General features: G+C 42.9%; 30 protein-coding genes and 1 tRNA gene. 27 read left to right on the top strand and 4 right to left on the bottom strand.

Annotated elements, in window-relative coordinates; all coding sequences use genetic code 11:
• Positions 1-74: 74 nt before the first annotated feature.
• The 23 genes from F9856_RS01255 to F9856_RS01145 all read left to right on the top strand — a co-directional run bounded on the left by F9856_RS01255 (position 75) and on the right by F9856_RS01145 (position 18566).
• Positions 75-1337: a hypothetical protein gene (locus F9856_RS01255; protein ID WP_202105468.1), complete on the top strand. Its 1263-nt coding sequence runs from the start codon at positions 75-77 to the stop codon at positions 1335-1337.
• Positions 1327-2820, top strand: a complete 1494-nt coding sequence (locus F9856_RS01250) for a hypothetical protein (protein ID WP_172063528.1) — start codon at positions 1327-1329, stop codon at positions 2818-2820. The genes F9856_RS01255 and F9856_RS01250 overlap by 11 nt, the downstream gene beginning before the upstream one ends.
• Positions 2821-2826: 6 nt before the next feature.
• Positions 2827-3048 carry a hypothetical protein gene (locus F9856_RS01245; protein ID WP_202105467.1) on the top strand — a complete coding sequence of 74 codons (222 nt, stop codon included), beginning with the start codon at positions 2827-2829 and terminating at the stop codon, positions 3046-3048.
• Positions 3049-3257: 209 nt separating this feature from the next.
• Positions 3258-3512, top strand: a complete 255-nt coding sequence (locus F9856_RS01240) for a hypothetical protein (RefSeq protein WP_044777298.1) — start codon at positions 3258-3260, stop codon at positions 3510-3512.
• Positions 3512-3742 carry a hypothetical protein gene (locus tag F9856_RS01235; protein WP_172063527.1) on the top strand — a complete coding sequence of 77 codons (231 nt, stop codon included), beginning with the start codon at positions 3512-3514 and terminating at the stop codon, positions 3740-3742. Before F9856_RS01240 ends, F9856_RS01235 begins: the two co-directional genes overlap by 1 nt.
• Positions 3743-3823: 81 nt before the next feature.
• Complete coding sequence (locus F9856_RS01230; RefSeq protein ID WP_202105466.1) at positions 3824-5236, top strand: terminase large subunit; 1413 nt, start codon at positions 3824-3826, stop codon at positions 5234-5236.
• Positions 5237-5316: 80 nt separating this feature from the next.
• A complete protein-coding gene (locus F9856_RS01225) occupies positions 5317-5775 on the top strand; it encodes a capsid assembly scaffolding protein Gp46 family protein (RefSeq protein WP_202105465.1) in 459 nt (152 codons plus the stop codon).
• Between the two features lie 3 nt (positions 5776-5778).
• Positions 5779-6678, top strand: a complete 900-nt coding sequence (locus tag F9856_RS01220; protein ID WP_202105464.1) for a phage major capsid protein — start codon at positions 5779-5781, stop codon at positions 6676-6678.
• Between the two features lie 10 nt (positions 6679-6688).
• Positions 6689-6913: a hypothetical protein gene (locus tag F9856_RS01215; protein WP_024376862.1), complete on the top strand. Its 225-nt coding sequence runs from the start codon at positions 6689-6691 to the stop codon at positions 6911-6913.
• A 3-nt stretch (positions 6914-6916) separates the two neighbouring features.
• Positions 6917-7312: a phage Gp19/Gp15/Gp42 family protein gene (locus F9856_RS01210; protein ID WP_202105463.1), complete on the top strand. Its 396-nt coding sequence runs from the start codon at positions 6917-6919 to the stop codon at positions 7310-7312.
• Entirely contained in the window at positions 7299-7637 is a 339-nt protein-coding gene (locus F9856_RS01205) for a hypothetical protein (protein ID WP_202105462.1), read from the top strand. Before F9856_RS01210 ends, F9856_RS01205 begins: the two co-directional genes overlap by 14 nt.
• Positions 7630-7869 (top strand): hypothetical protein, encoded by a 240-nt coding sequence (locus tag F9856_RS01200; RefSeq protein WP_061842805.1) that lies wholly within the window; start codon positions 7630-7632, stop codon positions 7867-7869. The genes F9856_RS01205 and F9856_RS01200 overlap by 8 nt, the downstream gene beginning before the upstream one ends.
• Positions 7866-8201: a hypothetical protein gene (locus tag F9856_RS01195; RefSeq protein WP_202105461.1), complete on the top strand. Its 336-nt coding sequence runs from the start codon at positions 7866-7868 to the stop codon at positions 8199-8201. Before F9856_RS01200 ends, F9856_RS01195 begins: the two co-directional genes overlap by 4 nt.
• Positions 8202-8216: 15 nt before the next feature.
• Complete coding sequence (locus tag F9856_RS01190) at positions 8217-8804, top strand: phage tail protein (RefSeq protein ID WP_202105460.1); 588 nt, start codon at positions 8217-8219, stop codon at positions 8802-8804.
• Between the two features lie 10 nt (positions 8805-8814).
• Positions 8815-9093, top strand: a complete 279-nt coding sequence (locus F9856_RS01185; protein WP_024419285.1) for a hypothetical protein — start codon at positions 8815-8817, stop codon at positions 9091-9093.
• Positions 9090-9473, top strand: coding sequence for a DUF5361 domain-containing protein (locus F9856_RS01180; RefSeq protein WP_024419284.1), 384 nt, complete (start codon positions 9090-9092; stop codon positions 9471-9473). Before F9856_RS01185 ends, F9856_RS01180 begins: the two co-directional genes overlap by 4 nt.
• Positions 9463-11661: a phage tail protein gene (locus F9856_RS01175; protein WP_202105459.1), complete on the top strand. Its 2199-nt coding sequence runs from the start codon at positions 9463-9465 to the stop codon at positions 11659-11661. The genes F9856_RS01180 and F9856_RS01175 overlap by 11 nt, the downstream gene beginning before the upstream one ends.
• Positions 11661-12356, top strand: a complete 696-nt coding sequence (locus F9856_RS01170; RefSeq protein WP_202105458.1) for a phage tail protein — start codon at positions 11661-11663, stop codon at positions 12354-12356. The genes F9856_RS01175 and F9856_RS01170 overlap by 1 nt, the downstream gene beginning before the upstream one ends.
• Positions 12353-16591 carry a phage tail spike protein gene (locus F9856_RS01165; protein ID WP_202105457.1) on the top strand — a complete coding sequence of 1413 codons (4239 nt, stop codon included), beginning with the start codon at positions 12353-12355 and terminating at the stop codon, positions 16589-16591. The genes F9856_RS01170 and F9856_RS01165 overlap by 4 nt, the downstream gene beginning before the upstream one ends.
• 9 nt (positions 16592-16600) lie before the next feature.
• The gene (locus F9856_RS01160) at positions 16601-16822 is read left to right on the top strand and encodes a hypothetical protein (RefSeq protein WP_202105456.1); all 222 of its coding nucleotides are present in this window, start codon (positions 16601-16603) and stop codon (positions 16820-16822) included.
• The gene (locus F9856_RS01155; protein WP_202105455.1) at positions 16815-17159 is read left to right on the top strand and encodes a hypothetical protein; all 345 of its coding nucleotides are present in this window, start codon (positions 16815-16817) and stop codon (positions 17157-17159) included. Before F9856_RS01160 ends, F9856_RS01155 begins: the two co-directional genes overlap by 8 nt.
• A gap of 45 nt (positions 17160-17204) precedes the next feature.
• Positions 17205-17690 carry a phage holin family protein gene (locus tag F9856_RS01150; RefSeq protein WP_202105519.1) on the top strand — a complete coding sequence of 162 codons (486 nt, stop codon included), beginning with the start codon at positions 17205-17207 and terminating at the stop codon, positions 17688-17690.
• Between the two features lie 108 nt (positions 17691-17798).
• Positions 17799-18566 (top strand): N-acetylmuramoyl-L-alanine amidase family protein, encoded by a 768-nt coding sequence (locus F9856_RS01145; RefSeq protein WP_202105454.1) that lies wholly within the window; start codon positions 17799-17801, stop codon positions 18564-18566.
• Positions 18567-18706: 140 nt separating this feature from the next.
• Here the strand turns inward: F9856_RS01145 and F9856_RS01140 are convergent, their stop codons facing one another.
• Positions 18707-18931 (bottom strand): helix-turn-helix domain-containing protein, encoded by a 225-nt coding sequence (locus tag F9856_RS01140; RefSeq protein ID WP_024398726.1) that lies wholly within the window; start codon positions 18929-18931, stop codon positions 18707-18709.
• Positions 18932-19476: 545 nt separating this feature from the next.
• Positions 19477-19547: transfer RNA gene (locus F9856_RS01135), tRNA-Cys, on the bottom strand.
• 165 nt (positions 19548-19712) lie between these two features.
• On the opposite strand from F9856_RS01135, the gene F9856_RS01130 reads away from it, so the two are divergent.
• From F9856_RS01130 to tsf, 3 genes are all read left to right on the top strand, one after another.
• The gene (locus F9856_RS01130) at positions 19713-20705 is read left to right on the top strand and encodes a DUF4767 domain-containing protein (protein ID WP_202105453.1); all 993 of its coding nucleotides are present in this window, start codon (positions 19713-19715) and stop codon (positions 20703-20705) included.
• A gap of 198 nt (positions 20706-20903) precedes the next feature.
• Complete coding sequence (rpsB, locus tag F9856_RS01125; protein WP_029176166.1) at positions 20904-21680, top strand: 30S ribosomal protein S2; 777 nt, start codon at positions 20904-20906, stop codon at positions 21678-21680.
• A 319-nt stretch (positions 21681-21999) separates the two neighbouring features.
• Positions 22000-23040, top strand: coding sequence for a translation elongation factor Ts (gene tsf / locus F9856_RS01120; protein WP_024377741.1), 1041 nt, complete (start codon positions 22000-22002; stop codon positions 23038-23040).
• Between the two features lie 459 nt (positions 23041-23499).
• Here tsf and F9856_RS01115 read toward each other — a convergent pair whose 3' ends face one another.
• Together F9856_RS01115 and F9856_RS01110 are read right to left on the bottom strand one after the other, a co-directional pair.
• Positions 23500-24201 carry a GNAT family acetyltransferase gene (locus tag F9856_RS01115; RefSeq protein ID WP_202105452.1) on the bottom strand — a complete coding sequence of 234 codons (702 nt, stop codon included), beginning with the start codon at positions 24199-24201 and terminating at the stop codon, positions 23500-23502.
• Complete coding sequence (locus F9856_RS01110; protein ID WP_099778394.1) at positions 24201-24539, bottom strand: thioredoxin domain-containing protein; 339 nt, start codon at positions 24537-24539, stop codon at positions 24201-24203. The genes F9856_RS01115 and F9856_RS01110 overlap by 1 nt, the downstream gene beginning before the upstream one ends.
• Before the next feature lie 270 nt (positions 24540-24809).
• Between F9856_RS01110 and F9856_RS01105 the strand changes: the two genes are divergently transcribed.
• Complete coding sequence (locus tag F9856_RS01105; RefSeq protein ID WP_002937810.1) at positions 24810-25268, top strand: CtsR family transcriptional regulator; 459 nt, start codon at positions 24810-24812, stop codon at positions 25266-25268.
• The last annotated feature ends 1 nt before the right edge of the window (position 25269 follow it).

The raw sequence follows: 25269 nt of genomic DNA, 5'->3' as shown, positions 1-25269 counted from the left end.
TCCCCACCGCCTCGGCAGAGCTTCACGCCGTCACTGTACATTTTTTCTCGCGCCAAAATTGAAAGGAGACCAGATTGGAATACAAAGGTATTGGATACCTCAGACGAAAGCTAAACGAGGTGAAACCTCGTGTTGATTTGAGGTACAAGCAGTATGCTATGCAGCATAAAGATAGCTCGTTCGGGATTACCATTCCACCAAATATCCGTCAACAGTATCGGTCGGTCTTGGGCTGGTGTGCGAAAGGTGTGGATAGCTTAGCGGACAGATTGGTTTTCCGTGAGTTTGACAATGACCAGTTTCAAGTCAATGATATTTTTCAGCAGAATAATCCAGATGTCTTTTTCGACTCTGTGGTTCTATCGTCCTTGATAGGTTCGTGTAGTTTTGTCTACCTGTCCAAGGTTGAGGATAAGGTGCGTCTGCAAGTCATTGAATCCAGCAATGCGACAGGTATCTTAGACCCAATTACAGGGCTGTTGACAGAAGGTTATGCGGTCTTACAAAGGGACGACAATGGCAACCCGAAACTCGAAGCCTACTTTACGGCAGAGCAAACAATCTATATTTCGGGTGCAACGTTCACTCCGATTACCAATCCAACAGGTCGGCCATTGCTTGTTCCCGTGATACATAGACCAGATGCGGTTCGTCCGTTTGGTCGTAGTCGGATAACTCGTGCAGGTATGTACTATCAATCGTATGCTAAGAGGACTTTGGAACGTGCCGATGTGACGGCAGAGTTTTACTCGTTCCCACAGAAATATGTTTTGGGCACAAGCCAAGATGCGGAACCAATGGATAAATGGAAAGCGACTGTGACAAGTCTCTTGGAATTTACTAAGGATGACGATGGTGACGTGCCGAGCATTGGACAATTTACCACGGCAAGTATGAGTCCATTTACGGAACAGTTGCGGACTGCAGCAGCTGGATTTGCTGGGGAAATGGGGTTGACATTAGATGACCTTGGTTTTGTGTCGGACAATCCATCATCGGTAGAGGCAATCAAAGCTAGTCATGAGAATTTGCGATTAGCTGGTAGAAAAGCTCAACGTAGTTTGGGCAGTGGGTTATTGAATGTTGCTTATGTCGCTGTCTGCTTGCGTGATGAGTATCCGTTTTTGAGAGAACAGTTTGTCAAGACTGTTCCTAAATGGGAACCACTCTTTGAAGCTGATGCTACGACGCTGACGATGCTAGGGGACGGTGCTATCAAAATCAACCAAGCTTTGCCAGGTTATATCACAGCTGAGACTATCCGTGATTTGACGGGAATTGTTGGTGACAGTGAAGCTAAACCTGTGATTCCAGAGGTGACGGCGAATGGAACGTGATATGTTACCAGACTTGCTAAAGGAAGTGCAGGACAAGTTTGAAGCATCCTATGGTAAGAGTGAGGTTGTCCGTCGTGCTTTTGAGGAGTTGAAAAAGAAGAGGGCGACCTATGCCACAGCAAATGATTTTGCTCTGGAGGTTGGAGACATTCTGGCAGAGGCTCTCAGTTCGTCTGTAAGGGGCGATAAGTTGCCAGACGGTAAAATGTACTACAACATAGCGGATAGGCTCTTGGCGGACACGCTAGGGCGGAATTTCGAGCTTGTGAGTGGTTATACTACTCAAGTCCAGGAGGATTTGAATAAGTCTGCAAATATTGGTCTACAGGTGCAGGTGCCAGAAATCAATCAGGACAGGATTGACGGTCTTGTCAATCGTTTGTCATTCGAAGATGATTTTGATAAGGTTGCTTGGATGTTGCAGGAACCGATTGTCAATTTCACGCAGTCGATTGTGGATGATAGTATCAAAGCAAATGCAGAGTTTCATTACGATTCGGGACTATCTCCTCAGATTATCCGCAAAGAAGGTGGCAAATGCTGTGACTGGTGTCGCGAAGTTGTTGGAATCTACCAGTATCCAAAAGTTCCGAAAGATGCCTATCGCAGGCATCAACGATGCAGATGCACAGTGGATTATGATCCAAAGAATGGGAAAATTCAGGATATTTGGAGTAAGTTGTGGCGGAAGCAAAAAAAACAAGAAGAAGCTGAAAAAAGAGTCTCTGAAGCAGTGTTTAGTGAAGGTGTTTTGCAACTCAAAAAGGATATTGCTAAGATTAACATGACAACAGCCACTCCAAATGATATAATTGAGATAGGGAAGCGAATCAATTATCACTTTAACGTATCAGAACATATCGGAAACAACGCAAAACTCAAGGAGATTTTTTCAAATTTTCGTGATATTGGCGGAGAAATTCCTAAAGAAGTTTGGGCTAAAGGTTCTTCTAAGGTTGTAAAAGACCAATTGCAAAATGCTTTTTCGTATTATCCAAAAGAATGGGCTAAAATACCACAGAAACACGGGAAACAACTGTCAGCCATTAAAAGAAAACGCGGATATTTCTCTGGCTATGATGTAAATCTTGTTATTGCAACTAATGGAGTTAGACAATCTACTCCATTCCACGAAATTGGACATTTGGTAGAATGGGCAACCCCTGATTTGGTTCGTTTAGAGAAAGCTTGGGTAGACCAACGTACTGTTGGAGAAATGGATTCACGGCTCAAAGATATTTTCCCAGGTTCCTCATATGGACCGAGAGAAGTCACGAAGAAAGATGATTTCGTTGATCCATATATCGGTAAATATTATCGTGATGCTGCTGAGGTATTTACAATGGGACTACAAGGAATATTTGTTCCGGAGGAACTATTTGTTAAATCATATAATAGGCAGAATTGGAGCTATGAGAAAAAGACAATCAATGACGACCCTGAATTCCTAAACTTTATTATCGGATTATTTGTGAAAGTGTGACAAGTTATGGATCAATTACATCAACAACTTCGTCAAAAATATGACGAGAAAGTAGAAATTTATCTTGAAAAATTTGGCGAACACTCATTGGACAATGTTTTTTTGTGGGAACCTCACGATTACCCAATTTATTGGAAAAATTGTTTGGAGTCAGCTATTGGCGACCTCCAAAAAGCAATAGACAGTGGCGTCCCGATTGAGCCAGATCCAGAAAACGTATTTTACTAAGCATTCGAGATATCGAGTGCTTTTTTGTTGCAAAAAAAAGGAGGGAGTATGTACCAACTAAGTAAAATAAAAAAATGGTTCGTCAAGACTTTCTTATGTGTTCATGATTTTTGGTTCAAAGATTTAGGGCATTATAAGATTGATTTTTATTATTGCAAAAAGTGCGGTAAGGTCACTAAAAGATTATAATTTCTGGAAAGGAGGATGCTATGAACAAGCGTATCAAAAAGAAATACAAACCATTCAAAGAATTATGGGATTGTATGGAATGGATTATGTTTAGATTGAATAGACATGTTGCTAGACTTGATAGTTTGGAAAATCGTTTGGATAATCTGAAAGGCATTGAATCTACAAACATCCAGACCATCAATCGTAAGTTTGAAGAGTACGAAAAACGGATTGAAACGTTAGAGCGTGAAGTCAAACAGCTTAAGAAACCATGGTATAAACGGAGGAAGTGATGGCCGAAGTAGTTACTATTGATGAATTAGCAAAGAACAAAGAACGAGGTGTCGGCTGCCGTGGCATCCTCAAGGCTGAATTAGACACTGTTGCCAATATTGAATCAATCGTTATCGTTAGCCTGAATAAAGATAATCAGATTAACGTCTCTTACAGCAGAAACAGTAGTCTGGAAGCATTAGGAATGTTGGAAGTTGGTAAAGCTATTTTGTTGGAAGAAATGCAATAGGAACCGTGTCGAATTCGAGGCGGTTTCTTTTTGTCCTGCCGTATGACAGAAAACTAGGCAGACGATTGAAAGGACGAAAATATGGCAAGAAAGAAACTTGGCAATCAAAATCCTACTCAATCGGTAATACTCAAATACGTTAAACGAAATTCTAAAGCCAAAGAAGCGATAGAACTCTATGAGCGAACAGGTCTGTCTTGCTACGCTTGGCAGGTCAATTTGCTCAATCCAATCATGGCTGTCGACAAGAATGGCCTGTGGGTACATCAAAAGTTTGGTTACTCAATCCCACGTCGGAATGGTAAGTCTGAAATCCTCTATATGCTGGAGATTTGGGGCTTGCACAATGGGCTGAATATCCTACACACAGCCCATCGCATTTCTACATCGCATTCGTCCTTTGAGAAGGTCAAGCGTTATCTGGAAAAGATGGGCTATGTGGACGGTGAGGATTTTAATTCCATTCGAGCCAAGGGGCAGGAGCGAATCGAACTCTATGAGACTGGTGGTGTGGTCCAGTTTCGTACCAGAACATCCAATGGTGGTCTTGGTGAGGGATTTGACCTACTCATCATTGACGAGGCGCAGGAGTACACGACAGAGCAGGAATCAGCTCTAAAGTACACTGTTACAGACTCGGACAATCCGATGACAATCATGTGTGGAACTCCTCCGACACCCGTTTCAAGCGGTACGGTATTTACCAAATACCGTGAGACCTGTCTGTTTGGCAAGGGTAAGTATTCGGGTTGGGCTGAATGGTCTGTGGACCAAGAGAAAGAGATTGACGATGTAGCAGCATGGTACAACTCTAATCCGTCCATGGGCTATCATCTCAACGAGAGGAAGATTGAGGCTGAGCTTGGCGAAGACAAGTTAGACCATAATGTACAGCGTTTGGGTTTCTGGCCGACTTACAACCAGAAATCAGCTATATCTGAGACTGAGTGGAACGCACTCAAGATTGACGATATGCCGAAGCTGACTGGCAAGCTATTTGCTGGCATCAAGTTTGGGCAGGACGGCACCAACGTAGCCTTGTCTATTGCTGTTCGGACAGAAGACAGTCAATTTTTTGTGGAAACTATCGACTGTCAATCTGTGCGGAATGGTAGTGCCTGGCTGGTAGCCTTTTTGAAGCAGGCAGATGTGGCTCAGATTGTCATTGACGGAGCTAGTGGGCAGAAGATGTTAGAAGAGGAATTGAAAGACTCTAAAATCCGTAATGTCATCTTGCCAACCGTCAAGGAAATCATCATTGCTAACTCTATGTGGGAGCAGGGAATTTACCAGCACACGATTTGTCATAACGGGCAACCGTCGTTGGCAAAGGTTGTGACCAACTGTGACAAGCGGAACATTGGCTCAAATGGTGGTTTTGGCTATCGCTCGCATTTTGACGATATGGATATTAGTTTAATGGACAGTGCTTTGCTGGCACATTGGGCTTGTGCTACAACCAAGCCTAAGAAAAAGCAACAGATTAGGTATTAAGTGGACAGGGGCGACCTGACTTTTTTAATGCAAAAAATATTACCGAACTGCCGGGAAAGCAGGAGAAAGGAGACATTGATATGTCTGAATTTAAAGCAATCGAAACACAGGAAGAGCTAGATACGATTATCAAGGCTCGTTTAAATCGTCTGAAAGAGCAATATGCTGACTATGACGAACTGAAATCCCGTGTTTCAACGTTGGAAGCGGAGAACGCTGGGCTCAAAGAAACGGTCGCAAAATCAAATCAGACTGCAGCTGATTTTGAAAGCCAAATCGAGGAGTATAAGTCAATTATTACAGGTTATGAAACTGCGAAAACGAAGACGGCTATTGCTCTTAAATATGGCTTGCCTATTGAATTTGCTGATCGTTTGCAGGGCGAAGATGAAGCAAGCCTTACGGCTGATGCTGAACGCTTTGCAAGTCTCATGAAACCACAAACTCCAATTCCACCACTTAAAAGTATTGAGCCAGAAGTAAAAGGCGAAGACGCCGCATGGCGAGACGTTATAAAAGATCTAAATAAAGGAGAATAATTTATGCCAACATCTATGAAAGCTGGAACACTTTTTAAATCAGAATTAGTAAAAGAAATTATGTCGAAGGTTCAAGGTCATTCGACTCTTGCTAAACTATCGACTCAAACTCCAATTCCATTCAATGGTACCGAGCAATTCATCTTTAATCTGGATGGTAATGCACAGATTGTTGGGGAAGGGGAGTTAAAGGGAGCTGGTTCAGCTACGGTCACATCAAAAGTAATCAAACCACTTAAGTTTGTCTATCAAGCCCGTTTGACTGATGAATTTAAATACGCATCAGAAGAGAAGCAGTTGGACTTTTTGAAACACTATGCCGATGGATTCGCCAAAAAGATGGCAGAGGCTTTTGACATCGCTGCATTACATGGTCTTGAACCAAAATCTTTAACAGATGCATCGTTTAAAGCGACTAATTCTTTTGATGGTGTAGTTACAGGAAATGTTATTACCTATAGTGCAGATAAAATCGATGACAACATTGATGCAGCTGTTCAAACTATTGTTATTAACGGAAACGAAGTGACCGGTATTGCCATGTCACCAGTTGCAGGTCAGGCTATGTCTAAAATCAAGGATAAATTTGATGGTATTATGTACCCAGAATTCCGATTTGGTCAGCGACCAAATAACTTCTTCAACATGGACCTTGACATCAACAAGACGCTAACCGTGACTGTCGGTACTGCCAAGACTGACCATGCCATTGTGGGCGACTTTAAAAATAAATTTAAGTGGGGGTATGCTGAAAATATCCCGATGGAAATCATTGAGTATGGTGATCCAGATGGCTCAGGTCGTGATTTGAAAGCTTACAATGAGATTTTGCTACGTACAGAGGCGTTTATCGGTTGGGGTATCCTTGATGAAACTGCCTTTGCTCGTGTCGAACAAGCTTAGGAGGTGCCCTATGGCTATTTATAAACATAAAGAAACAGGTGCGGTTGTTGTCACAGATAGCGAACTAAAAGGCGATTGGGAACTAGTTAAAGAGAAGGATGTTCAAAAAACTCCGACAGTGCCTGAATTGAAGTCGATGTTGACCGAATTGGGGATTGAATTTAATCCGAAAGCGAATAAAGATGAGTTGTTGCAACTTTACCAAGAAAGCCAGAATCTGAATGAAGAGGAGTAGCTTATGACTCCTTTTGCGACAATATCCGATTTGGAAACTTTGTGGCGGGTGTTGAAATTTGACGAAACGGAGCGGGCAGAAGCCCTGCTTGAAGTTGTGTCAAACTCTATTCGTTATGAAGCTCAAAAAGTCGGGAAGGATTTGGATGCGTTGATTTCGGACAATCCTGTCTTTGCTTCTGTTGTCAAATCTGTCACGGTAGATGTGGTCGCCCGTACTCTCATGACATCAACAGACCAAGAACCTATGACTCAATTTAACGAGTCAGCTCTTGGTTATTCGGTGTCTGGTTCGTTTTTGGTTCCTGGCGGAGGGCTCTTTATCAAAGATAGCGAGCTGAAGCGATTAGGATTGAAGAAACAACGTTTTGGAGCGAGGGATATTTATGGGACGGATTAAAGGTATACCGATTGTCTTGATTGACAAACAGGTTATTGGCAAGGATTCGTTTGGTCATCCAAAGACTGCAGATGTGGAGATTGTGGTTGAGAATGTCTTGATTGCTCCTGCATCAACTGAGGATATCACCAATCAAATCAATCTGACTGGTAAAAAAGTTGTCTATACTCTTGCAATTCCTAAAGGCGATGTTCACAACTGGACGAACAAGGAAGTTCGTTTTTTCGGTCAGCGATGGCGAACAGTTGGTGAACCGCTGGAAGGTCTTGACCATCTGATCCCGCTTGAATGGAATAAGAAAGTGCAGGTGGAACGATATGGCTAGCATGAAATTTAAGTTGAACCGTGCAGGTGTCCGTGACTTGTTAAAGTCGCCTGAGATGCAGGCAGTTTTGACTGACAAGGCAAATGCTATCCGAAACCGTGCAGGCGATGGATATGAATCGGATATCTATGTCGGTAAGACTCGTGCCAACGCTATGGTCTATGCGGATAGCTTTCAAGCTAAACGGGACAACAAGAAGCACAATACCTTGTTAAAGGCGGTGAAGTCATGATTGAAGTCATCACGTTGAACTTTTTAACCGAGCATCTTTCTGTGCCTGTCTATACGGAACATCAGGAGGGAATGCCTGAGCGTTTTGTGATTTTTGAAAAGACGAGCGGTGGCAAGAAGAACCATCTGAATCAAGCGACTTTGGCGATACAATCTTATGGGCAGTCTTTGGAAGAGGCTGCCTTTTTGAATGAAGAGGTCAAACAAGCCGTTGAGAAGATGGTGGCATTGCCGTCTATCAGCAGGGTTGAGTTGAACTCGGACTATAATTTTACAGATACGGAAACCAAACGCTATCGCTATCAGGCGGTGGTGGATTTTATTTATTTTTGAAAAGGAGACTGTTAAATGGCAGATGCAAAACTTGTGTCATCGGCAAAACCTGATATTGCTGGGGCGATTTCCTCAGCTCCAACGGGAACGAGCTTGCCGACCAATGCGACTACTAAGCTAAACACAGCTTTTAAAAACTTAGGCTACATTTCAGAGGATGGGTTGACCAACGAGGATACTCGTGAATCGGAAGAACTGAAAGCCTGGGGCGGTGATGTGGTTGATACTCCTCAAACAGGAAAATCAGACAAATTTACCTACACACTCATTGAGGTGTTAAATGTGGATGTCTTAAAAGAGGTCTATGGTCCTGAAAATGTGAAAGGCGACCTTGCATCAGGGATTACTGTGGAGGTCAACTCTAAGGAATTGCCTACGCATCCATTGGTAGTGGATATGCTGCTGAAAAATGGTGCGAAGAAGCGGATTGTCATCCCAAATGCTAAGGTGCTGGAGGTTGGGGAGATTACCTACGCCGACAGTGACTTGGCTGGTTATGAAACCACTATCCAAGCTCTGCCAGATAGCAAAGGCAATACACACTATGAGTACATTAAGGGAGCTAGCGAGTCAACAGGAATAAGCTCGCCATCGTCATCGTAAGGAGGTTTGAATGTTTGAAGTAAAAACTAGTACAGGTCTTGTGCTTAGCATTGACCAAGACCGTTTGGAAAACTATGAGCTTTTTGAGGCAATCGCTGCTGAAGAAGCTGGAGACAGCAGTGCCATGATTCGGATTGTCAATTTGTTACTCGGTGAAGAAGCGAAGAAACTCAAGGAGCATGTCCGTACAGAAAAAGGACTGGTGCCTATTCTTGCTCTTGGTGCTGAAATCAAGGATGTCTTTGAACAAGTCAAAGACTTAAAAAACTCGCAATCCTCGCCAGAATGATTGCGGTAGATGAGAATGCTCTTATCTGTGATTTGGCTGAAACTTATGGCATATATGATTATCGACAGCTACCTATAACTCGGGTAGCTGTTTTCGCTTGTGGGCTAAGCGAGAAATCACGGATTAAGAAGGTCTTATCTGGTCAGAAGGAAGACTTGGATACTCTGCTACTTGCAGGTATCTATGATACGGTTCGCTTACTCTTTTGGGCTAAAACTAAGGACGGACAGGCTGGACGGAATCGTCCAAACTCTGTCGCTCAAGCCTTGGAAGGGTCGAAAGTGGAACGTGAAGAGAGGGTCTTCTCATCTGGTGAGGAGTTTGAACGTGCTATGCGTGCGCTAGAAATAGAGATTGGAGGTGAGGAGCATGGCGACTGATTTGGGTTCTGCTTATGTGCAGATAGTTCCGTCTGCAAAAGGCATTAGCGGGTCGATTTCAAAATTATTGGGTGGCGAAGTTGATAGCGCAGGTAGATCTGCCGGGTCAAGTCTTGGCGCCTCGCTCGTCTCTGCTTTAAGTGGAGCACTTGCAGCTGCAGGGATTGGGAAAATTATCGGTTCGGCTCTTGGAGCTGGTGCTGATTTGCAACAATCTTTTGGTGGTTTGGATACTATCTATGACGGCGCTCAAAAGTCTGCTAAGAATTTTGCCAAGGAAGCGTATAAAGCTGGTATATCCGCGAACACCTACGCTGAACAAGCAGTGTCCATGGGGGCTAGCCTGAAACAGGCTCTTGGTGGTGATTCGACCAAGGCCATCAACATGGCAAACGTGGCTATCATGGATATGACGGACAATGCGGCTAAAATGGGTACCGATATCGGTGTCATCCAACAGACCTATCAAAGTTTAGCCCGTGGCAACTATGCCATGCTGGATAATCTTAAACTCGGCTTTGGTGGCACAAAGGCTGAAATGGAACGTTTGTTGACGACTGCTGAGGGCTTGCCGTCTGCTATGGGTCGCAAGTTTGATATCAGTAACTATGCGGATGTGGTAGAGGCTATCCACCTTGTCCAAGAAAGCATGGGATTGACAGGTGTAGCAGCTGCAGAGGCTGAGAATACCTACACGGGTTCGCTTGCTGCAATGAAGGCAAGTTGGGCTAATACACTTGCAGGTTTGTCTTTGGGAGAGAATATCACGCCACAATTACAAGCCTTAGCGTCGACAACGTCTAATTTTTTATTCGGAAACTTTATTCCGATGGTTGGGAATGTATTCAAGGGTTTGCCATCTGCGATTGGAACGTTTATCACTGAGGCAATGCCTCTGATTTTGGAGCAAGGAAAGGCACTGTTGTCTGGTCTTGTGATTGGAGTTGAGACAGGGTTACCAGAGTTTGAAATGTTGGTTACAGGTCTGACAGCGAACTTTCGTCAGTGGTTTATCGAAGAGTTTCCAACACTTATGCAAACAGGCGTAGAATTACTTTCTAATCTCGGACAAGGGATTATCAGTGCTATTCCAGACCTGTTGACAACATTTAGCTATATTTTTCTTGATCTTGTTGTTGCATTTGCGAACTTTTTACCTACGATGTTACAAGCGGGTTCTGACTTGCTTTTAAATCTCATTGATGGAATTATCTTAAATATTCCAAACTTGCTGTTATCGGCGCAAGAAATTTTTAGGTCTTTTACGGAAGTTATTCAAGGCTCGTTGCCTCAAATGTTGGAAAAAGGTTCCGAAATTCTTGTTAATTTGGTGCAGGGCATTGTTGAGCGTTTGCCTGAAATCGGTAGTGCAGCGATTGAATTGGTCGGAATGTTTATAGATTTTTTGACACAAAATCTTCCAGATATTTTACAGATGGGTGTTGAATTTGTCGTCAATATTGTGAATGGATTAGTTCAAGAATTACCCCAACTCACTTCCACAGCGTTAGAGCTTGCGGGAGAGTTTTTATCGATGCTTTTATCGAAATTACCAGATATATTGTCTGCTGGTGTGGAAATTTTAACAACTCTAATCAGTGGAATTCTGAGCATTTTAGGGAATATTGGTCAAGTAGCACTCGATATTGGTGCTGAGTTGCTAGGCGGTGTTGAGGACATCGACCTATTTGATGCTGGTGCTGCAATTTTAAGCGGTTTCGTTAACGGATTACGCTCCATGTGGGGAGAAGTAACAAGTTTTGTAGGAGGGATTGCTGATTGGATTGCGAAAAACAAGGGTCCTATCTCATACGACCGAGTACTCTTGAAACCTGCTGGTCTTGCTATCATGCAAGGTTTAAATACCAACTTACAAGTTGGTTTCAAGGATGTGATGGGAACCGTTTCTGGTATGGCTGGAGCAATTGCTAAGCCTTTTGAAAATCAGTCCTTGGCTTATGATATGACTTCAAGTGCATCGGTGGATGTACGTCGAAATTTGTTATCATCATCTGGTGATTTGGCTGGAAGTGATGGAGGTAGTAGCTTGAGTGCTCGTTTGGCAAATATTGAGCGCTTCCTGTCTGCCTTGGTGGATAAGGAGTTGGCAGTTTATTTGGACGGTGAAAAATTAGCTCAAAATAGCTATATGCATCAAGGTGCGATTATGGCAAGGGAGGGGATTTAATGAACTATATGATCGTCAACGGCTTAGATACTTCGACCTTGGCAGATTGCCATGTCCTTGACTTTGGCAAAGCACAAACTTCGGTTGAGCGGGCTGAGTTAGTGGAAGTCTATGGTGCAAACGGGCAATTACATGTCAGTGAGGGTGCCTACGAGGGATACAACAGGACATTTATCATCACGCTACGGCATTTGACAGATGCTATGCGCTTGATTGAGGTTTTTCAGTCGGAAAATAATACGGTGGAATTTGGCTATCTGAGGGATAGCCTTTTCTACTGTGATTTGGTGTCTAGTAGCTATATGCCACTCGGGCCACATCGTTGGAAGGTGGAAATTACGGTGTCCATGCATCCGTTCCGTTATATCAAAAATCTAGCTGATGTCGTTTTGACTTCATCTGGGTCTATTCAGAATCCTGGAACGGTCTATTCGGAGCCAGTCATTATTCTTGAGGGTTCTGGTCGTGTGACCTTGACTATTGGTAAACAATTGATGGAGTTAGAACTAGATACTCGTGCGACCATCGACTGTCGGCATAAGCGACAAAATATCTATGACAAGAATGGTGCTGTGAAAAACACCATTCGCAAACGTGGCCCATTCTTCGAGATACCTGTCGGTCGGAGCGGTGTCGCAACAAGTGGGACAGTTACGAAAATAACGATTAAGGGGAATTGGAGGTATAAGGTTTGATCTATCTTAAAGACGGGAATATCCCGCTCAATCTTGCTTACGATGATGACATCGTGCAGGAAGCCAACAGTTCCTACCAACTATCTTTTAAATTTCCGCTGACTGATGATAAGTGGAATCTGCTTAGACGGGAAGTCTTTCTGCTGGCTGATGATCTGCACGGCGAGCAAGAGTTTTTCATTTTTGAAGTAAAGAAAGTAAATGGCTATGTTCAGGTTTATGCTAAGCAGGTCGCAACACTTTTGAATCACTACTCTATCAATACTATATCGGTTAATAGGGTACCAGGGCAGACAGTTATGACCGCTTTAGCTGGTAGTATCAAGCGGAACTGTCCGTTTACTTTTTTCAGCGACATCATGGATCGTCATACGTTTAACGAGTCAAATGTTTCGGTTATGGATGCTTTAACCAAGGATAAACACTCTATTGTTGGACAGTGGGGTGGCGACTTGGTGCGTGACAAGTACCAGGTTAAACTGTTAAAAAATGGCGGTATTGAGAATGAGTCGCTATTTATGTATAAAAAGAATCTCAGTAGCTATGAAGAGTCTGAGAACATTAACAACTTAAAGACACGATTGCATCTCAAAAAGACAATCCAAGGACAGTCCGAGGGTGAGGCAGACCGTGTTATTGCTGTGACAGTGGACAGTCCGTTGATTGGGCAATATCGTCAAATCTATGAAGCAGATATCGAGGTTAACGACCAGGATGTTATGGACGAAGCAACTCTAACAGCATACGGTCAACGGTATTTTAGCTCGACCCTTTGCGACTTGGTAGAAAATTCTATCAATCTGGATGTTAAAGGTAAGTCTGACGTGTCTGTTAAGTTGTTCGACACGGTAAGTGTATTCCACGAGCGATTCGATGTGGATTTGCGTTTGAAAATTACTAGCTACCATTTCGGACCGATGTCTAAGCGATTGAAGTCAATCGGATTTGGTAAGGTGTCGCAGTCATTCGGCTCTACAGTGGCTAGTATGGTTGCTGGCAGTGTAGATAAAGCTACAAATACATTATCAGCATCCTTTGAACAGAAACTGCAGAAGGAAATTGACAATGCAAACCGCCATTTCGACGCTGAATTTGAAAAGCGAGTCGAGGAAATCAACGACGGTATCGAAAAATCAAAAGCAGAAGCAGAAGCCTATGCGGATACTATCAAGCGGGAAATATCTACTCGCATCAAAGAGCTAGATAGTCAATTTCAAACCAATCAGCAAGAGCAGGATAGGCAAATCGAGGAGAGTTTGCGTAAAGCTGGCACTTCAACAGATTTGGCTAATGTGGCAAAAAACATTGCAGAAAGTACACAAGCGAATATTGAGCAAACCAGGGTTGCGCTGACAAATTTGGTCAATCAGTCAACTACAAAAGTCAATCAGATGGAGCAGTCGGTGGGGACAATTCGGACCGATGTTGCGTCGCAGGCTAGGACATTATTGGCACAGGCGCAGGCTCAGACGGATTTGACCAATCGTGTGACGACAGTTGAAACTCTGGCAGATGGGACGAGGTCAACAGTCGCAGAACTCTCTAAAACCGTGTCTAAAGCCACAGGAGACATCACTAGTGTTATCAGTCGAACCAAGACGGTAGAAGACACCTTGAACCAAACGAGGACCCAATACGAGGCTCTGACACAGACTGTCAATACTCAGACAGGGCAGATTGATAGTATCAATCGCAAGACCGCTGACTTACAGAGTGGAATCGACGGCGTGACGGAGCGGTTTGAGAGTTTGCAGGTTGGTGGGAGGAATTATATCCGTGATTTTGGTTTTGCTAATCTGGGCAGGTTGTTTACCAACGTATCCGGCTGGAAGTTTGAGCGAGTGGTGGATGCTATGGCAAAAAGTGGCTATCACCTGAAAGCGACTTGTACAGGTGCTGGCACAGGCGGTATGGGGGCTGACTTCTTTGACCTTAGAGGCGCCGACTGGCAAGGTAAGATGATGACGTTTGCGGTGGATATCAAGTGTTCGAAGTCCGTTCGTTTGAAGTATGGTTGTGAAGCGTTTGAAGATGCAAGTAGCCAATTGATTGACGTGACGACAGGTTGGAAGCGGTATGCAAGCAGTCGTAAGGTGCAATTTAACCGTTGGCACAGCTTTATCTTCTATAATCATACAGGTCGCTGGGAGGTCGGGGATGTGCTCTATATCCGTGACCCGCAGTTGGAAGATGGGAATATTGCTACGACACCACACGCTGCCGAAGAAGACCTACGCTCAGAAATTGCAACTTACAAGCGCACTGCCGAGGAATCTAGCACAGAACTATCCCGTCAAATCCAACTGGCAGATGGTAAAGCAGTAGATGCTAAGACCTACGCCCAGCAGACGGCTGATGCAATCAAGACAAGGCTGGAAAGTCTAGAAACCTACAAAAATGAAGAAGGTACACGAGCCGAACAGTATCTATCCGCCAGTCGAACCGAAACCGCCAAACAGTTATCTGCTGAACGGACTGTAATATCAGCCAATTATGTGGCTAAGTCAACCTTCGAGGAAAATGCCAGAGGTGTGACGCAGAGGTTTGAGAGTTTGCGGGTTGGAGGACGAAATCTGATTCCAGGTACTGCAACTTTCTCTGGTACACACTGGGAGAAGCAAGGTACGTGGCGATTAGAGGAGTCACTTTATAAAGGTGCTGGTATCCTGACTTGGGTCGGTGGCATGAAAGCCTCACCGATAGCCAATATTTCTGTACAATCAGGGGACACCTATACCTTTAGCGCCTATATCAAGAAAGAAAACGCAGGAACCGTTTATTTTTATCTGTATGATGAGCATGAAACATGGTTTGCGACTGCAAATGTCCCTCGTGCGACTTTAATTCGAGATGTCGGGAACAACTTTCAGCGGTTTACAATCACTTTTAAAGTTACTCGGTCAGGTATATTAAAACCTCGATTTGCCATCTTAAGCACAGATGAGGGCGGTTTTAGTGTAGCAGGTTATCAACTGGAAAATGGTACAGTTGCGACTGATTGGTCACCAGCTCCTGAAGACCAACAGATCTATACAGACACCAAAATCGCTGAATATAAGACCACGGTCGACGGACGATTTGCGACCTTGCAATCTCAGAAGGCTAACCAAGTAGATTTCCAATCTGTCAAAGAGACAGCCCAGCTTTACGAGCGTATCATCGGCTCAACAGAAACTGGTATCAAGGACAAGGTTGCCCGCATGGTCATGGCTGATAGTCTGTTTCAGACAGATGTTAAGGATGCCATCAGCGGTACAGCTACACAGGTTAACCAGCTCGGCAATTCGTGGGCGGTGAAAAATCTGACCAGCGCGGGTACAGTGCTCAATCAGCTTAATCTAAACAAGGATGGCTCGGTTAAGATTGACGGTAAGTTGGTGCAGATAACTGGAACGACTTACATCCAAGATGGGGTGATTACATCCGCAAAAATCGCAAGCCTAGACGCAGGGAAGATTACTAGCGGTTATATTAGCGCGGAACGATTGGACGCAAACAGTATTACCGCCGCAAAATTAAAAGTCGACCAAGCGTTTTTTGATGCATTAGCAGCGAACAAGCTTCTTGTGAAAGATTTCTTTGCAAAAGATGCTGTTGTAACAAGTATCCAAGCTGTAACCTTATCTGCTACGCAGATAACGAGTGGTGTTTTAAAAGCGTTTAACGACCGCACTACCTTGGATTTGTCTACGGGTAAATTAACGTTTAATAATGGCAGTCCATCTATAGAGTTCAATAGTGATACATCCGCCATTCGACGTGTGACAAACGGTCAGTCGCAATTTTTAAAATTTGCCTACACTAACAGAGCGACCTATACAACCATTGGAGCCAATCGGAGAGCTAACGATGAGTCGATTGGTACTGCAGATTTTACGGGATTCCAAATCCAATCTCGGTCAACTGCAAATGGCGGTCTTATTGATAAAATCTATGCATACACCGATGAATTTATCGTGGACGGCGGTGGCGGTCAATCAGATGGCTTTGTTTTTAAAAATAGACAATACCTTTATCCACAATTGTCTGGCATGTTCGATCTAGGACGATTAGGCAACCGCTGGAAAAATGTCTATTCATTTGATTATTATGTTGGCCAGAACGCTGTAAGCTTAAGAGCGTTTTTAGATGCTGTTCGAGCATGTTTTCATCAGATTGCGTACGGTGGTATGACTCAGAAAACATACGACCTCATAAAAGACAATCTTGATTACACATTCAATAAAATTCAATAGGAGAAGTATATGCAACAAGAACTAATCAACCAAGCGCTACGCTTGACTAATAACGACCTCGTGACGAAACTGTCCGAGGAAATGACGACGAAGAACTTGCTCGCTGTGCAACTAACTGAGGCACAGCAGAACATCGCTAGTCTGCAGGAGCAGATTGCAGATTTGACTCAGCAACTAGATGAAGCTACTAAACCAGAGGACGAAATCATTGAAGGAGAAAATCATGACTGAAACTACTAACAACACATTGCTTAACCTCGAAGAAACAACACAACCATTTGACCTTGCAACAGCGCTGACCTACATGAAAGAACATGGAGAATTTATCCGTTGTAAGTCGGCAACGCAAGACTTCTATATGTACCGTGACGTGCAGAAACGTCCTGCAATTGTGAATGGTCGCCGTAAATTTGTCGATGTGGAAACTATCTGGGCTTTCAATCAATGGGGGGGTACCGCTGCGACAATTAATATCGCTGATATGCTCAGTGAGGAATATTGGATCATGAAATTTGATGAAAACGGAAATCCAGACTGGACAGACCCGACAGCAGGAGCGGAGGCGTAAAGCATGGTTATAATGTTATCTAAAATGCCACCGCATCCTGCAGGAATGTTTGATTTTCTACGAGAACTTATTGCAACAGAGGACGGTCTAGTCCTCTTTTTGCTTGGGTTAATTGTGGTCATGGAAATTGTTGATTTTTTGTCAGGTACGTTTGCTGCAATGATTAATCCAGATATAGATTATCAATCTAAAATCGGTATTAACGGCCTGATTCGCAAGATGATGGGGATTATCTTACTTACTGTATTGATTCCGATGTCTGTCTTGCTGCCTGAACAAACAGGTGTGGCCTTCCTATACACAATTTACGTTGGTTATCTAATCTTGACTTTTAAGAGTTTGGTTGAAAACTACGGTAAAGCAAAAGGGGATACAAGCATTTTTGCAAATGTGATTGTCGCGCTTGAAAAATTAGTTAGAAGTGAACCTAAAACCCTTGATGCCAGAAAAAATTCTGCCGGTATTATCCAGTCTGAAAAGATTAAAGTAGATTTGGATGAGGGGAAAATCGATTTTATTAAGGAGGACTAATCATGCAATTTGACGAAATTTTAGAATTTGACGAGGAAAAATATCAAGACAATATTGCCCGGCATACATTTGCGGAGCCGGATGATTTAGATGGTAAAGGAGTAGAACATGAGTAATCTAGGCCTTAAAATGGTTCAAATGCTTGTACCATCAGAAAAGCAAGATATCAAATGTCCTTACACAATGACCGCAGAGTATATCACTATCCACAATACAGCTAATAACGCTTCTGCGTTGGCTGAAATCAGTTACATGGTTGGTAATGGGAACGAGGTATCTTATCACTGGGCTGTTGATGATGCGCAGGCTATCCAAGCCATTCCACACAATCGTAACGCTTGGCATTGCGGTGACGGTGGCAGTGGCAACGGAAACCGGAAGTCAATCGGTATTGAGATTTGTTATAGTCTGACTCCTGGGCATCCTAAATATGCAAAAGCTGAGGATAACGGAGCTAAATTAGCAGCGATTATTTTGCATCAGATGGGTTGGGGCGTTGACCGCATCCGCAAGCATCAAGATTGGTCTGGCAAATATTGCCCACACCGAATATTGGATAATGGTAACTGGGTAGGGTTTAAGCAAAATGTCCAGAGTTATTTGGACCAACTAAAAAATGGTGCACAGGCACCAGAAGAAAAGAAAGTAGAGGAACAAGATATGTTTACAATTTCAGCACCAGGACGAGGGATTGCATTAGTTGCAGGCGGTACATTTTACGCTTTGCTTGACGCAAAAGACCCTGTCGCATTTTGGGACAAGGGTGTACCACATATGCAAATCTCCCAAGCGACTTTTGATAATTTCCAACACAAGTCAAATCTAGACCGCTTGGATGACGAGACAGTTAACAAACTAATCAAAGGTCTAAAATAATTTCAGCCCAGCGGTCTGCTGGGCTTTTTTTGTTGCCCGAATTTCAAAAAAATAGCGTTTTTTCAAAATTCGATAGCAAAATACTTGCCTTTATCACGGACATTTTTAAAAATTGCCGTTTTTACGGACACAAAAAGACCCTATTTTAGTTTAGGGTCTCTGTAACCATATTTCTTTCCATGCAAACTATTGTAGTATTCTGTTATTTTGATAACTTTATCAAAAGACATACCGCCAACATCAGTCCGACCTTTGACGTAGTTTGCCAAGGTGGACTCAGAAAGACCTGTAGCTTGTGCAATTTGATAGCGCGAATGTGTCTGGAAGAAGTTCATCATTTCTTCCTTGGATAATACTTGGATCATAGATACTCCTTATTTGAAAACCAACCAGAGTAGCAATGCAATCAGCAATGACCACACCAAGAAGGCTTTCCAGTCAAAACCATGTTTGTTTACTTTGTATTTTACTTTCATAGCATTTTTTGATAATATTTAAGTACACCCCCGAAGGGGTGGATAGTGATTACTCACTATCCAATTCTATGTGCCATTCAAGAGTTAGAATGATAAGATTGAGTTTGATGACCAGCTTATCAGTTCTAATCTTGATTGGCTTTTTTAAGTACCTAAACATTTAGTACTCCTTTCTGTTCGTTTCCTTGTCTAAGGTAACCTCCCCTTACCTTATGTATCTATTATACCGTTATTTTTAGCAGTAGTCAAGTGTTTTTAAAAACTTTTTTCGATTTCTTTTATATTTTTCGCCTTTAGATTGTAGATAGAAATTTGCCCACCATTTGCCCACCAACTTTACCAAACTTAACCGAATTTAACCGAATGAAAAATCAAAAAAAGCCCGAAAAATCGGGCTTTTGACTTGTATAAATTCGGATAAATTCCTATAATAAAGGCGGTAGACGGATTTGAACCGACGATCAAGCTTTTGCAGAGCCGTGCCTTACCACTTGGCTATACCGCCATAACAAAGAATATTCTACCTTAAATAGTGAATTTGGTCAAGTGGAAAATGAACATTTGTCGATAATGTAAATACAAGCAAATGTCCAGAACTCCATAAGTGCTAGAGGCGTTAGTCAAAAAACTTCTACCGCGTGGATGATTAGTGTGAAAAAGGAGATAGGAAATGAAGCGGAATTTGATCGCATCAAGTTTTGTTGTGATGGTTCTTGCAAGTATGTTAACAGCTTGCGGAAATCAGAAGCAGGAGGCAGTGTCCTCATCTAAAGAAAGGGCTAGCTCTAGCTCGACAAGTACTAGTTCCAGTACATCAACTAAAAGTTCCACAACATCTACGTCCAGCAGTTTAAGTAGTCAGGTCGGTCCTTGGGATGCTGGCAAGGCAGAGGTTTTGAGGAATTTTGTGGTTGACCAGTGGGGATCTTCATTCTCGCCTCCCCAAAATTATGTATCCTATAGCCCAAGTCGTACGGGAGACTTTTTTGGTGTGACCTTGCCCTCAGGTGTTCTCAGTGGCTCAGGGCAGCAAATGACGCCTGATTTTCTAGGAGAAACTCCTGACCTAGTTTGGAGTGAAACTGGTCAAGTAGAGGCAGGAAAAACAGCAGTAGTTGGGATCTATTCGGATATTGAAGCTTCAAAATCACAATTGGCTCATCTGTATCTCTTTACGATTAAAGATGGTCAGTTGATTGCTTGGATTACCGAGCAAAATCAAGGCAACCCAGAGAAGCGTTTGTATTTCCGACCAACTAAGAACCAGGAATTACAAGCTTTCTTTGAAAACTTGGTCCTCGGTGGAAGTTCAACAGTAGCAACTGAAATCAGTTCTGTGACTGCCACCAATACTTCTGTAGACACCAAGAATTTGACAATCGAACAGGCTGCTAACTGGGCCAAGGCGCATGCAGCTACAAGATATGGCGTACTTTTTACGAAAGATGATTTTCTATCACACGTGGTTACAAATGTTCAGTCATCCGATGGATTGGTTTACATTGAGGTTAGAGAAGACCACAGCAGTCCAAATGTGAAGGGGACTGATCCTAATGTAGCCCCAGCAGCAGGTTTTTACAGGATCAATGCTAACGGTCAGTTAGAAAAAATGGATGTTGTTGCAGGGACCTATGCGGTGGTTGCCGAAACCTACTTTGAATAAAATCAGGAATCGGATTTGATGGCAGAGTTTCATGAATTTCTCTACTATTTTGCTTGAAAATAGACAGGTATTCTGATATACTAATAGAGTTGCTGTGCAACAAATACTCATCTCGGACCAATTGTGGTCTTGTTGCCGAAAGGTTGGGCTGCAAGTCGAAGTTCGGGAGAGGAGAAAAAACAAAAAGGAGAAATACTCATGGCAGTAATTTCAATGAAACAACTTCTTGAGGCTGGTGTACACTTCGGTCACCAAACTCGTCGCTGGAATCCTAAGATGGCTAAGTACATCTTCACAGAGCGTAACGGTATCCACGTTATCGACTTGCAACAAACTGTAAAATTGGCTGACCAAGCTTACGAATTCATCCGTGACGCTGCAGCAAACGACGCAGTTATCTTGTTCGTAGGTACAAAAAAACAAGCTGCTGAAGCTGTTAAAGACGAAGCTATCCGCGCTGGTCAATACTTCATCAACCACCGTTGGTTGGGTGGAACTCTTACAAACTGGGGTACAATCCAAAAACGTATCGCTCGTTTGAAAGAAATCAACCGTATGGAAGAAGATGGAACTTTTGAAGTGCTTCCTAAGAAAGAAGTAGCATTGTTGAACAAACAACGTGCTCGTCTTGAAAAATTCTTGGGCGGTATCGCTGATATGCCACGCATTCCAGACGTAATGTTCGTCGTTGACCCACACAAAGAGCAAATCGCTGTTAAAGAAGCTAAGAAATTGGGTATCCCAGTTGTAGCGATGGTTGACACAAACACAGATCCAGATGATATCGATGTAATCATCCCAGCTAACGATGACGCTATCCGTGCTGTTAAATTGATCACAGCTAAAATGGCTGACGCTATCATCGAAGGCAACCAAGGTGAAGACAGCGTAGCAGCAGTTGAAGCTGAATTGGCAACTGAGCCAGCATCTACAGAATCAATCGAAGAATTGGTTGAAGTTGTAGAAGGAAAATAAGTAACGAAGGCGTTTAGAAATCTGTATGAGTTTTACAGTCCAGTGGACTGTAAAAGTTTGAACATAAAAACTCAAAAGCGAAAATAGGCAACTGACGCAATATGCTTGCATACAAGGAAGTTTATCTTTTTCACTAAGATTTTAGCCTGAGTACAATTGAATAAGTAACGAAGACATTAAGAAAAGCGTTAGATATATCTAAATTCTAGCTTTTTAGTCCGAGTACATTCTACATCATTTATCAAACACAAAAACAATCCTAGAGGGGCAGGGCTGAGCCCGCTCCTCTATTTTATAAATACAAACAAGGAGAATAGACATGGCAGAAATTACAGCAGCTCTCGTTAAAGAATTGCGTGAAAAATCAGGTGCTGGCGTTATGGACGCTAAAAAAGCATTGGTTGAAACTGAAGGTGATATCGAAAAAGCGATTGAATTGCTTCGCGAAAAAGGTATGGCTAAGGCAGCTAAGAAAGCTGACCGTGTAGCAGCTGAAGGTTTGACTGGTGTTTATGTTGATGGTAACGTAGCAGCAGTTGTTGAAGTTAACGCTGAAACAGACTTTGTTGCGAAAAACGCTCAATTCGTTGAATTGGTAAACACTACTGCTAAAGTAATTGCAGAAGGTAAACCAGCTGATAACGAAGCAGCTCTTAAATTGGCTATGCCTTCAGGTGAAACTCTTGAAGAAGCATACGTAAACGCAACTGCAACTATTGGTGAGAAAATCTCATTCCGTCGCTTTGCTTTGGTTGAAAAAACAGATGCTCAAGCATTTGGTGCATACCAACACAACGGCGGCCGTATCGGTGTTATCTCAGTTATCGACGGTGGCGATGAGACTCTTGCAAAACAAATCTCAATGCACATCGCTGCGATGAAACCAACTGTTCTTTCTTACACTGAATTGGACGAGCAATTCGTTAAAGATGAGTTGGCACAAATCAACCACAAAATCGAACAAGACAACGAAAGCCGTGCAATGGTTGACAAACCAGCATTGCCATTGTTGAAATACGGTTCAAAAGCTCAATTGACTGACGAAGTGATTGCAGCAGCTGAAGAAGCTATCAAAGCAGAATTAGCAGCAGAAGGCAAACCAGAAAAAATCTGGGACAAAATCATCCCAGGTAAAATGGATCGCTTCTTGCTTGACAACACTCAAGTTGACCAAGCTTACACACTTCTTGCACAAGTTTACATCATGGACGACAGCAAAACAGTTGAAGCTTACTTGAACTCAGTGAACGCTTCAGTTGTAGAATTTGCTCGTTTCGAAGTAGGCGAAGGTATCGAGAAAGCTTCAAACGACTTTGAAGCAGAAGTTGCAGCGACAATGGCAGCAGCTCTTGGTAAATAATGAATAGTCAAGAACTTCCGAAAGGGGGTTCTTTTCATATTGAGAGCTGTACTTCACGAATGTGACTTGCTTTACAAGCTGTACGGCTCTTTTGAAGCGAACTTGGTTCGCACTATCTCTAGCCTTCAAAGGTTCCCCAAACCTTTGAAGCGATTACTATAGTCGAGTGAATTAGAAACAGGATATATCTAAGTTTGTCAATTTGAGAACTCTAAAGTTATTTTAGGAGTGGGTTATTAACACTATAACTTAAAACTGTCCTTTTCCTAATTCAAACTACTATAAAAGCAAACTGATAGACTACTCGACAATTCAAGAACTTCCGAAAGGGAGTTCTTTTTTGTAAAATCGGTCTTAAGGCTGATGCCTGAACAGGTTGAGTGAGTTATACTAGTATCAATCCTAAATATTTTTCATAATCTCCTTAAAAAGCACCGGCCATGTGGTCGGTGCTTTTTGCTATCTGTCTAAAATGTAGGTATCCCAGCTGGGCTTGTCTGAAAATTGGAATTGGTTAGCTAGACGCATAGCAATGGAATCGCAGTCATCAGCCTCAAAGCTAATTTGCTCATACTGTTCAAATAGTTGGCAAATAACTGCTTGGATGAAGGAACCAAAGCTTTGTTTATCTTTTCCACAAACGTAGGCAATTTCATTGTTTTCTATGAAGGCACAATTTTCTGAGTCTGTATAAACCAGGTCAGGTAAGTCCTTCTCGAATTCTTCTTGACTGGCAGTCCACGGGTTGATGTCTTGATGAACTGCTTGATAGTGGTCAAAAAGTTGCTGACAGGCTATTTGATAAGGTGCGGTGCCTTTGCGGACTGTGCTTAAGTTGGAAGTGCCTGTTTGACTGAGATAGTCTTGCTTGGTCACTTCGAACTCATAACATTTCCGCTTGCAGACAAAGCCAGCTGCGGTAAGGAAATGGATTCTTTCCTGCTCTGCAGAGGAGAGCATAACTTGAAGAGGTTTTCCGCCTAAGGAAGTCTGTAGGGACTGGAAGAGCTGCTCTGCTATGGTGCAATCGAAATTAACCAAATCTAGTCGCAGATAGATATTGGCTTGGTGGTAGGGGTTGCTATAGGTATGGATGTTGCCGACTGGTCTTCCGTGATGAGATATGTGGAAGGTGTTGGCTTGGTAGGAAATGTATAGCATTAGCCTTGAATAAAAGCCGCAATTTCTTCTTCGGTCATGCTGGAATCGCAGCGGACTTGGACGCCGCTTGCTTTTGCGACGAGGAGACCAGGTACAGTAGGTACTTGGTAGTGGTCACGGAGGGCCTGGAGTTCTGAACTGATTTGGCTGGAGTCAAGGAAGTGAACGGTCACTTGCTTGTCTTGGTAGACGTTGTGGAGTTTTGGTGCAAAGCGGTTGCAGTAAGGACAGGTTGCTCGTCCGATGAAGAGAACAGCCCCCTCTTTGGCGGCTAGAAGGTTCTGTGCCTGCTCCACAGTCACACTTGTAAAGTCTTGAATGTAATCTTGAAAGTTCATGGTATAAGATATAAAGGGCGTTAAGCGGAAACAGACAAAATAGGAAACAGAACGACGACTAGTTCTCGTTTATCTTTTTGGTCCAGTCCGTAGCCCGTATTCAGTTCAACTAAATACGGAAGCCCTAGTCCTTTCTGTTTTTTTCTTTTATTATAGGATAAAGCAGAGCAGATTTCAAAATTCTGCTACGCTAGTTGCTAGGCTTTTGCTTTCAAAATTCGTCATTTTAAGGTATAATGGTCAAAGATAGTCAAAGAAAGAGGCGATACTATGGCGATGAAGAATACATCGGATTATATAGAAGAGCATATCAAAGCCATCTTGGACCAAGTCAGTGTAGCTGAGTTGCGTCGAAGTGAATTGGCCAGTCGGTTTGAAGTGGTGCCAAGTCAGATTAACTACGTCATTAAAACCCGTTTTACAGCCAGCCGTGGCTATATTGTTGAGAGTAAGCGTGGTGGTGGTGGTTATATCCGAATTGGGCGGATTACCTTTTCGGATAAGCACGAACTGGTCCATGATTTGTTAAACAATATGGGCGAGCAGTTGTCTGCGACGGTTTATGCGGATATTTTACAGCTCCTTTTTGATGAAGGATTGATGACAGAACGAGAAGGCAATCTCTTTTTGTCCACAGGATCTGATGAAATATTAGGAAAAGATGCAAGTACCATTCGAGCACGCATGATGCGTCAAATACTACGACGTTTAGATAGGAAAGAGGAATAAT

Source organism: Streptococcus suis (genome assembly GCF_016743335.1).
Classification (GTDB): Bacteria; Bacillota; Bacilli; order Lactobacillales; family Streptococcaceae; genus Streptococcus; species Streptococcus suis_Y.
This window is presented reverse-complemented; position numbering and strand designations above follow the sequence as displayed.

What these genes read in the sequence shown, in the direction of transcription:
- F9856_RS01250 (WP_172063528.1), top strand. Translation starts at nt 1,327, where the DNA reads ATGGAACGTGATATGTTACCAGACTTGCTAAAGGAAGTGCAGGACAAG.
- F9856_RS01245 (WP_202105467.1), top strand. Translation starts at nt 2,827, where the DNA reads ATGGATCAATTACATCAACAACTTCGTCAAAAATATGACGAGAAAGTA.
- F9856_RS01240 (WP_044777298.1), top strand. Translation starts at nt 3,258, where the DNA reads ATGAACAAGCGTATCAAAAAGAAATACAAACCATTCAAAGAATTATGG.
- F9856_RS01235 (WP_172063527.1), top strand. Translation starts at nt 3,512, where the DNA reads ATGGCCGAAGTAGTTACTATTGATGAATTAGCAAAGAACAAAGAACGA.
- F9856_RS01230 (WP_202105466.1), top strand. Translation starts at nt 3,824, where the DNA reads ATGGCAAGAAAGAAACTTGGCAATCAAAATCCTACTCAATCGGTAATA.
- F9856_RS01225 (WP_202105465.1), top strand. Translation starts at nt 5,317, where the DNA reads ATGTCTGAATTTAAAGCAATCGAAACACAGGAAGAGCTAGATACGATT.
- F9856_RS01220 (WP_202105464.1), top strand. Translation starts at nt 5,779, where the DNA reads ATGCCAACATCTATGAAAGCTGGAACACTTTTTAAATCAGAATTAGTA.
- F9856_RS01215 (WP_024376862.1), top strand. Translation starts at nt 6,689, where the DNA reads ATGGCTATTTATAAACATAAAGAAACAGGTGCGGTTGTTGTCACAGAT.
- F9856_RS01210 (WP_202105463.1), top strand. Translation starts at nt 6,917, where the DNA reads ATGACTCCTTTTGCGACAATATCCGATTTGGAAACTTTGTGGCGGGTG.
- F9856_RS01205 (WP_202105462.1), top strand. Translation starts at nt 7,299, where the DNA reads ATGGGACGGATTAAAGGTATACCGATTGTCTTGATTGACAAACAGGTT.
- F9856_RS01200 (WP_061842805.1), top strand. Translation starts at nt 7,630, where the DNA reads ATGGCTAGCATGAAATTTAAGTTGAACCGTGCAGGTGTCCGTGACTTG.
- F9856_RS01195 (WP_202105461.1), top strand. Translation starts at nt 7,866, where the DNA reads ATGATTGAAGTCATCACGTTGAACTTTTTAACCGAGCATCTTTCTGTG.
- F9856_RS01190 (WP_202105460.1), top strand. Translation starts at nt 8,217, where the DNA reads ATGGCAGATGCAAAACTTGTGTCATCGGCAAAACCTGATATTGCTGGG.
- F9856_RS01185 (WP_024419285.1), top strand. Translation starts at nt 8,815, where the DNA reads ATGTTTGAAGTAAAAACTAGTACAGGTCTTGTGCTTAGCATTGACCAA.
- F9856_RS01180 (WP_024419284.1), top strand. Translation starts at nt 9,090, where the DNA reads ATGATTGCGGTAGATGAGAATGCTCTTATCTGTGATTTGGCTGAAACT.
- F9856_RS01175 (WP_202105459.1), top strand. Translation starts at nt 9,463, where the DNA reads ATGGCGACTGATTTGGGTTCTGCTTATGTGCAGATAGTTCCGTCTGCA.
- F9856_RS01170 (WP_202105458.1), top strand. Translation starts at nt 11,661, where the DNA reads ATGAACTATATGATCGTCAACGGCTTAGATACTTCGACCTTGGCAGAT.
- F9856_RS01160 (WP_202105456.1), top strand. Translation starts at nt 16,601, where the DNA reads ATGCAACAAGAACTAATCAACCAAGCGCTACGCTTGACTAATAACGAC.
- F9856_RS01155 (WP_202105455.1), top strand. Translation starts at nt 16,815, where the DNA reads ATGACTGAAACTACTAACAACACATTGCTTAACCTCGAAGAAACAACA.
- F9856_RS01150 (WP_202105519.1), top strand. Translation starts at nt 17,205, where the DNA reads ATGTTTGATTTTCTACGAGAACTTATTGCAACAGAGGACGGTCTAGTC.
- F9856_RS01145 (WP_202105454.1), top strand. Translation starts at nt 17,799, where the DNA reads ATGAGTAATCTAGGCCTTAAAATGGTTCAAATGCTTGTACCATCAGAA.
- F9856_RS01140 (WP_024398726.1), bottom strand. Translation starts at nt 18,931, where the DNA reads ATGATCCAAGTATTATCCAAGGAAGAAATGATGAACTTCTTCCAGACA.
- F9856_RS01130 (WP_202105453.1), top strand. Translation starts at nt 19,713, where the DNA reads ATGAAGCGGAATTTGATCGCATCAAGTTTTGTTGTGATGGTTCTTGCA.
- rpsB (WP_029176166.1), top strand. Translation starts at nt 20,904, where the DNA reads ATGGCAGTAATTTCAATGAAACAACTTCTTGAGGCTGGTGTACACTTC.
- tsf (WP_024377741.1), top strand. Translation starts at nt 22,000, where the DNA reads ATGGCAGAAATTACAGCAGCTCTCGTTAAAGAATTGCGTGAAAAATCA.
- F9856_RS01115 (WP_202105452.1), bottom strand. Translation starts at nt 24,201, where the DNA reads ATGCTATACATTTCCTACCAAGCCAACACCTTCCACATATCTCATCAC.
- F9856_RS01110 (WP_099778394.1), bottom strand. Translation starts at nt 24,539, where the DNA reads ATGAACTTTCAAGATTACATTCAAGACTTTACAAGTGTGACTGTGGAG.
- F9856_RS01105 (WP_002937810.1), top strand. Translation starts at nt 24,810, where the DNA reads ATGGCGATGAAGAATACATCGGATTATATAGAAGAGCATATCAAAGCC.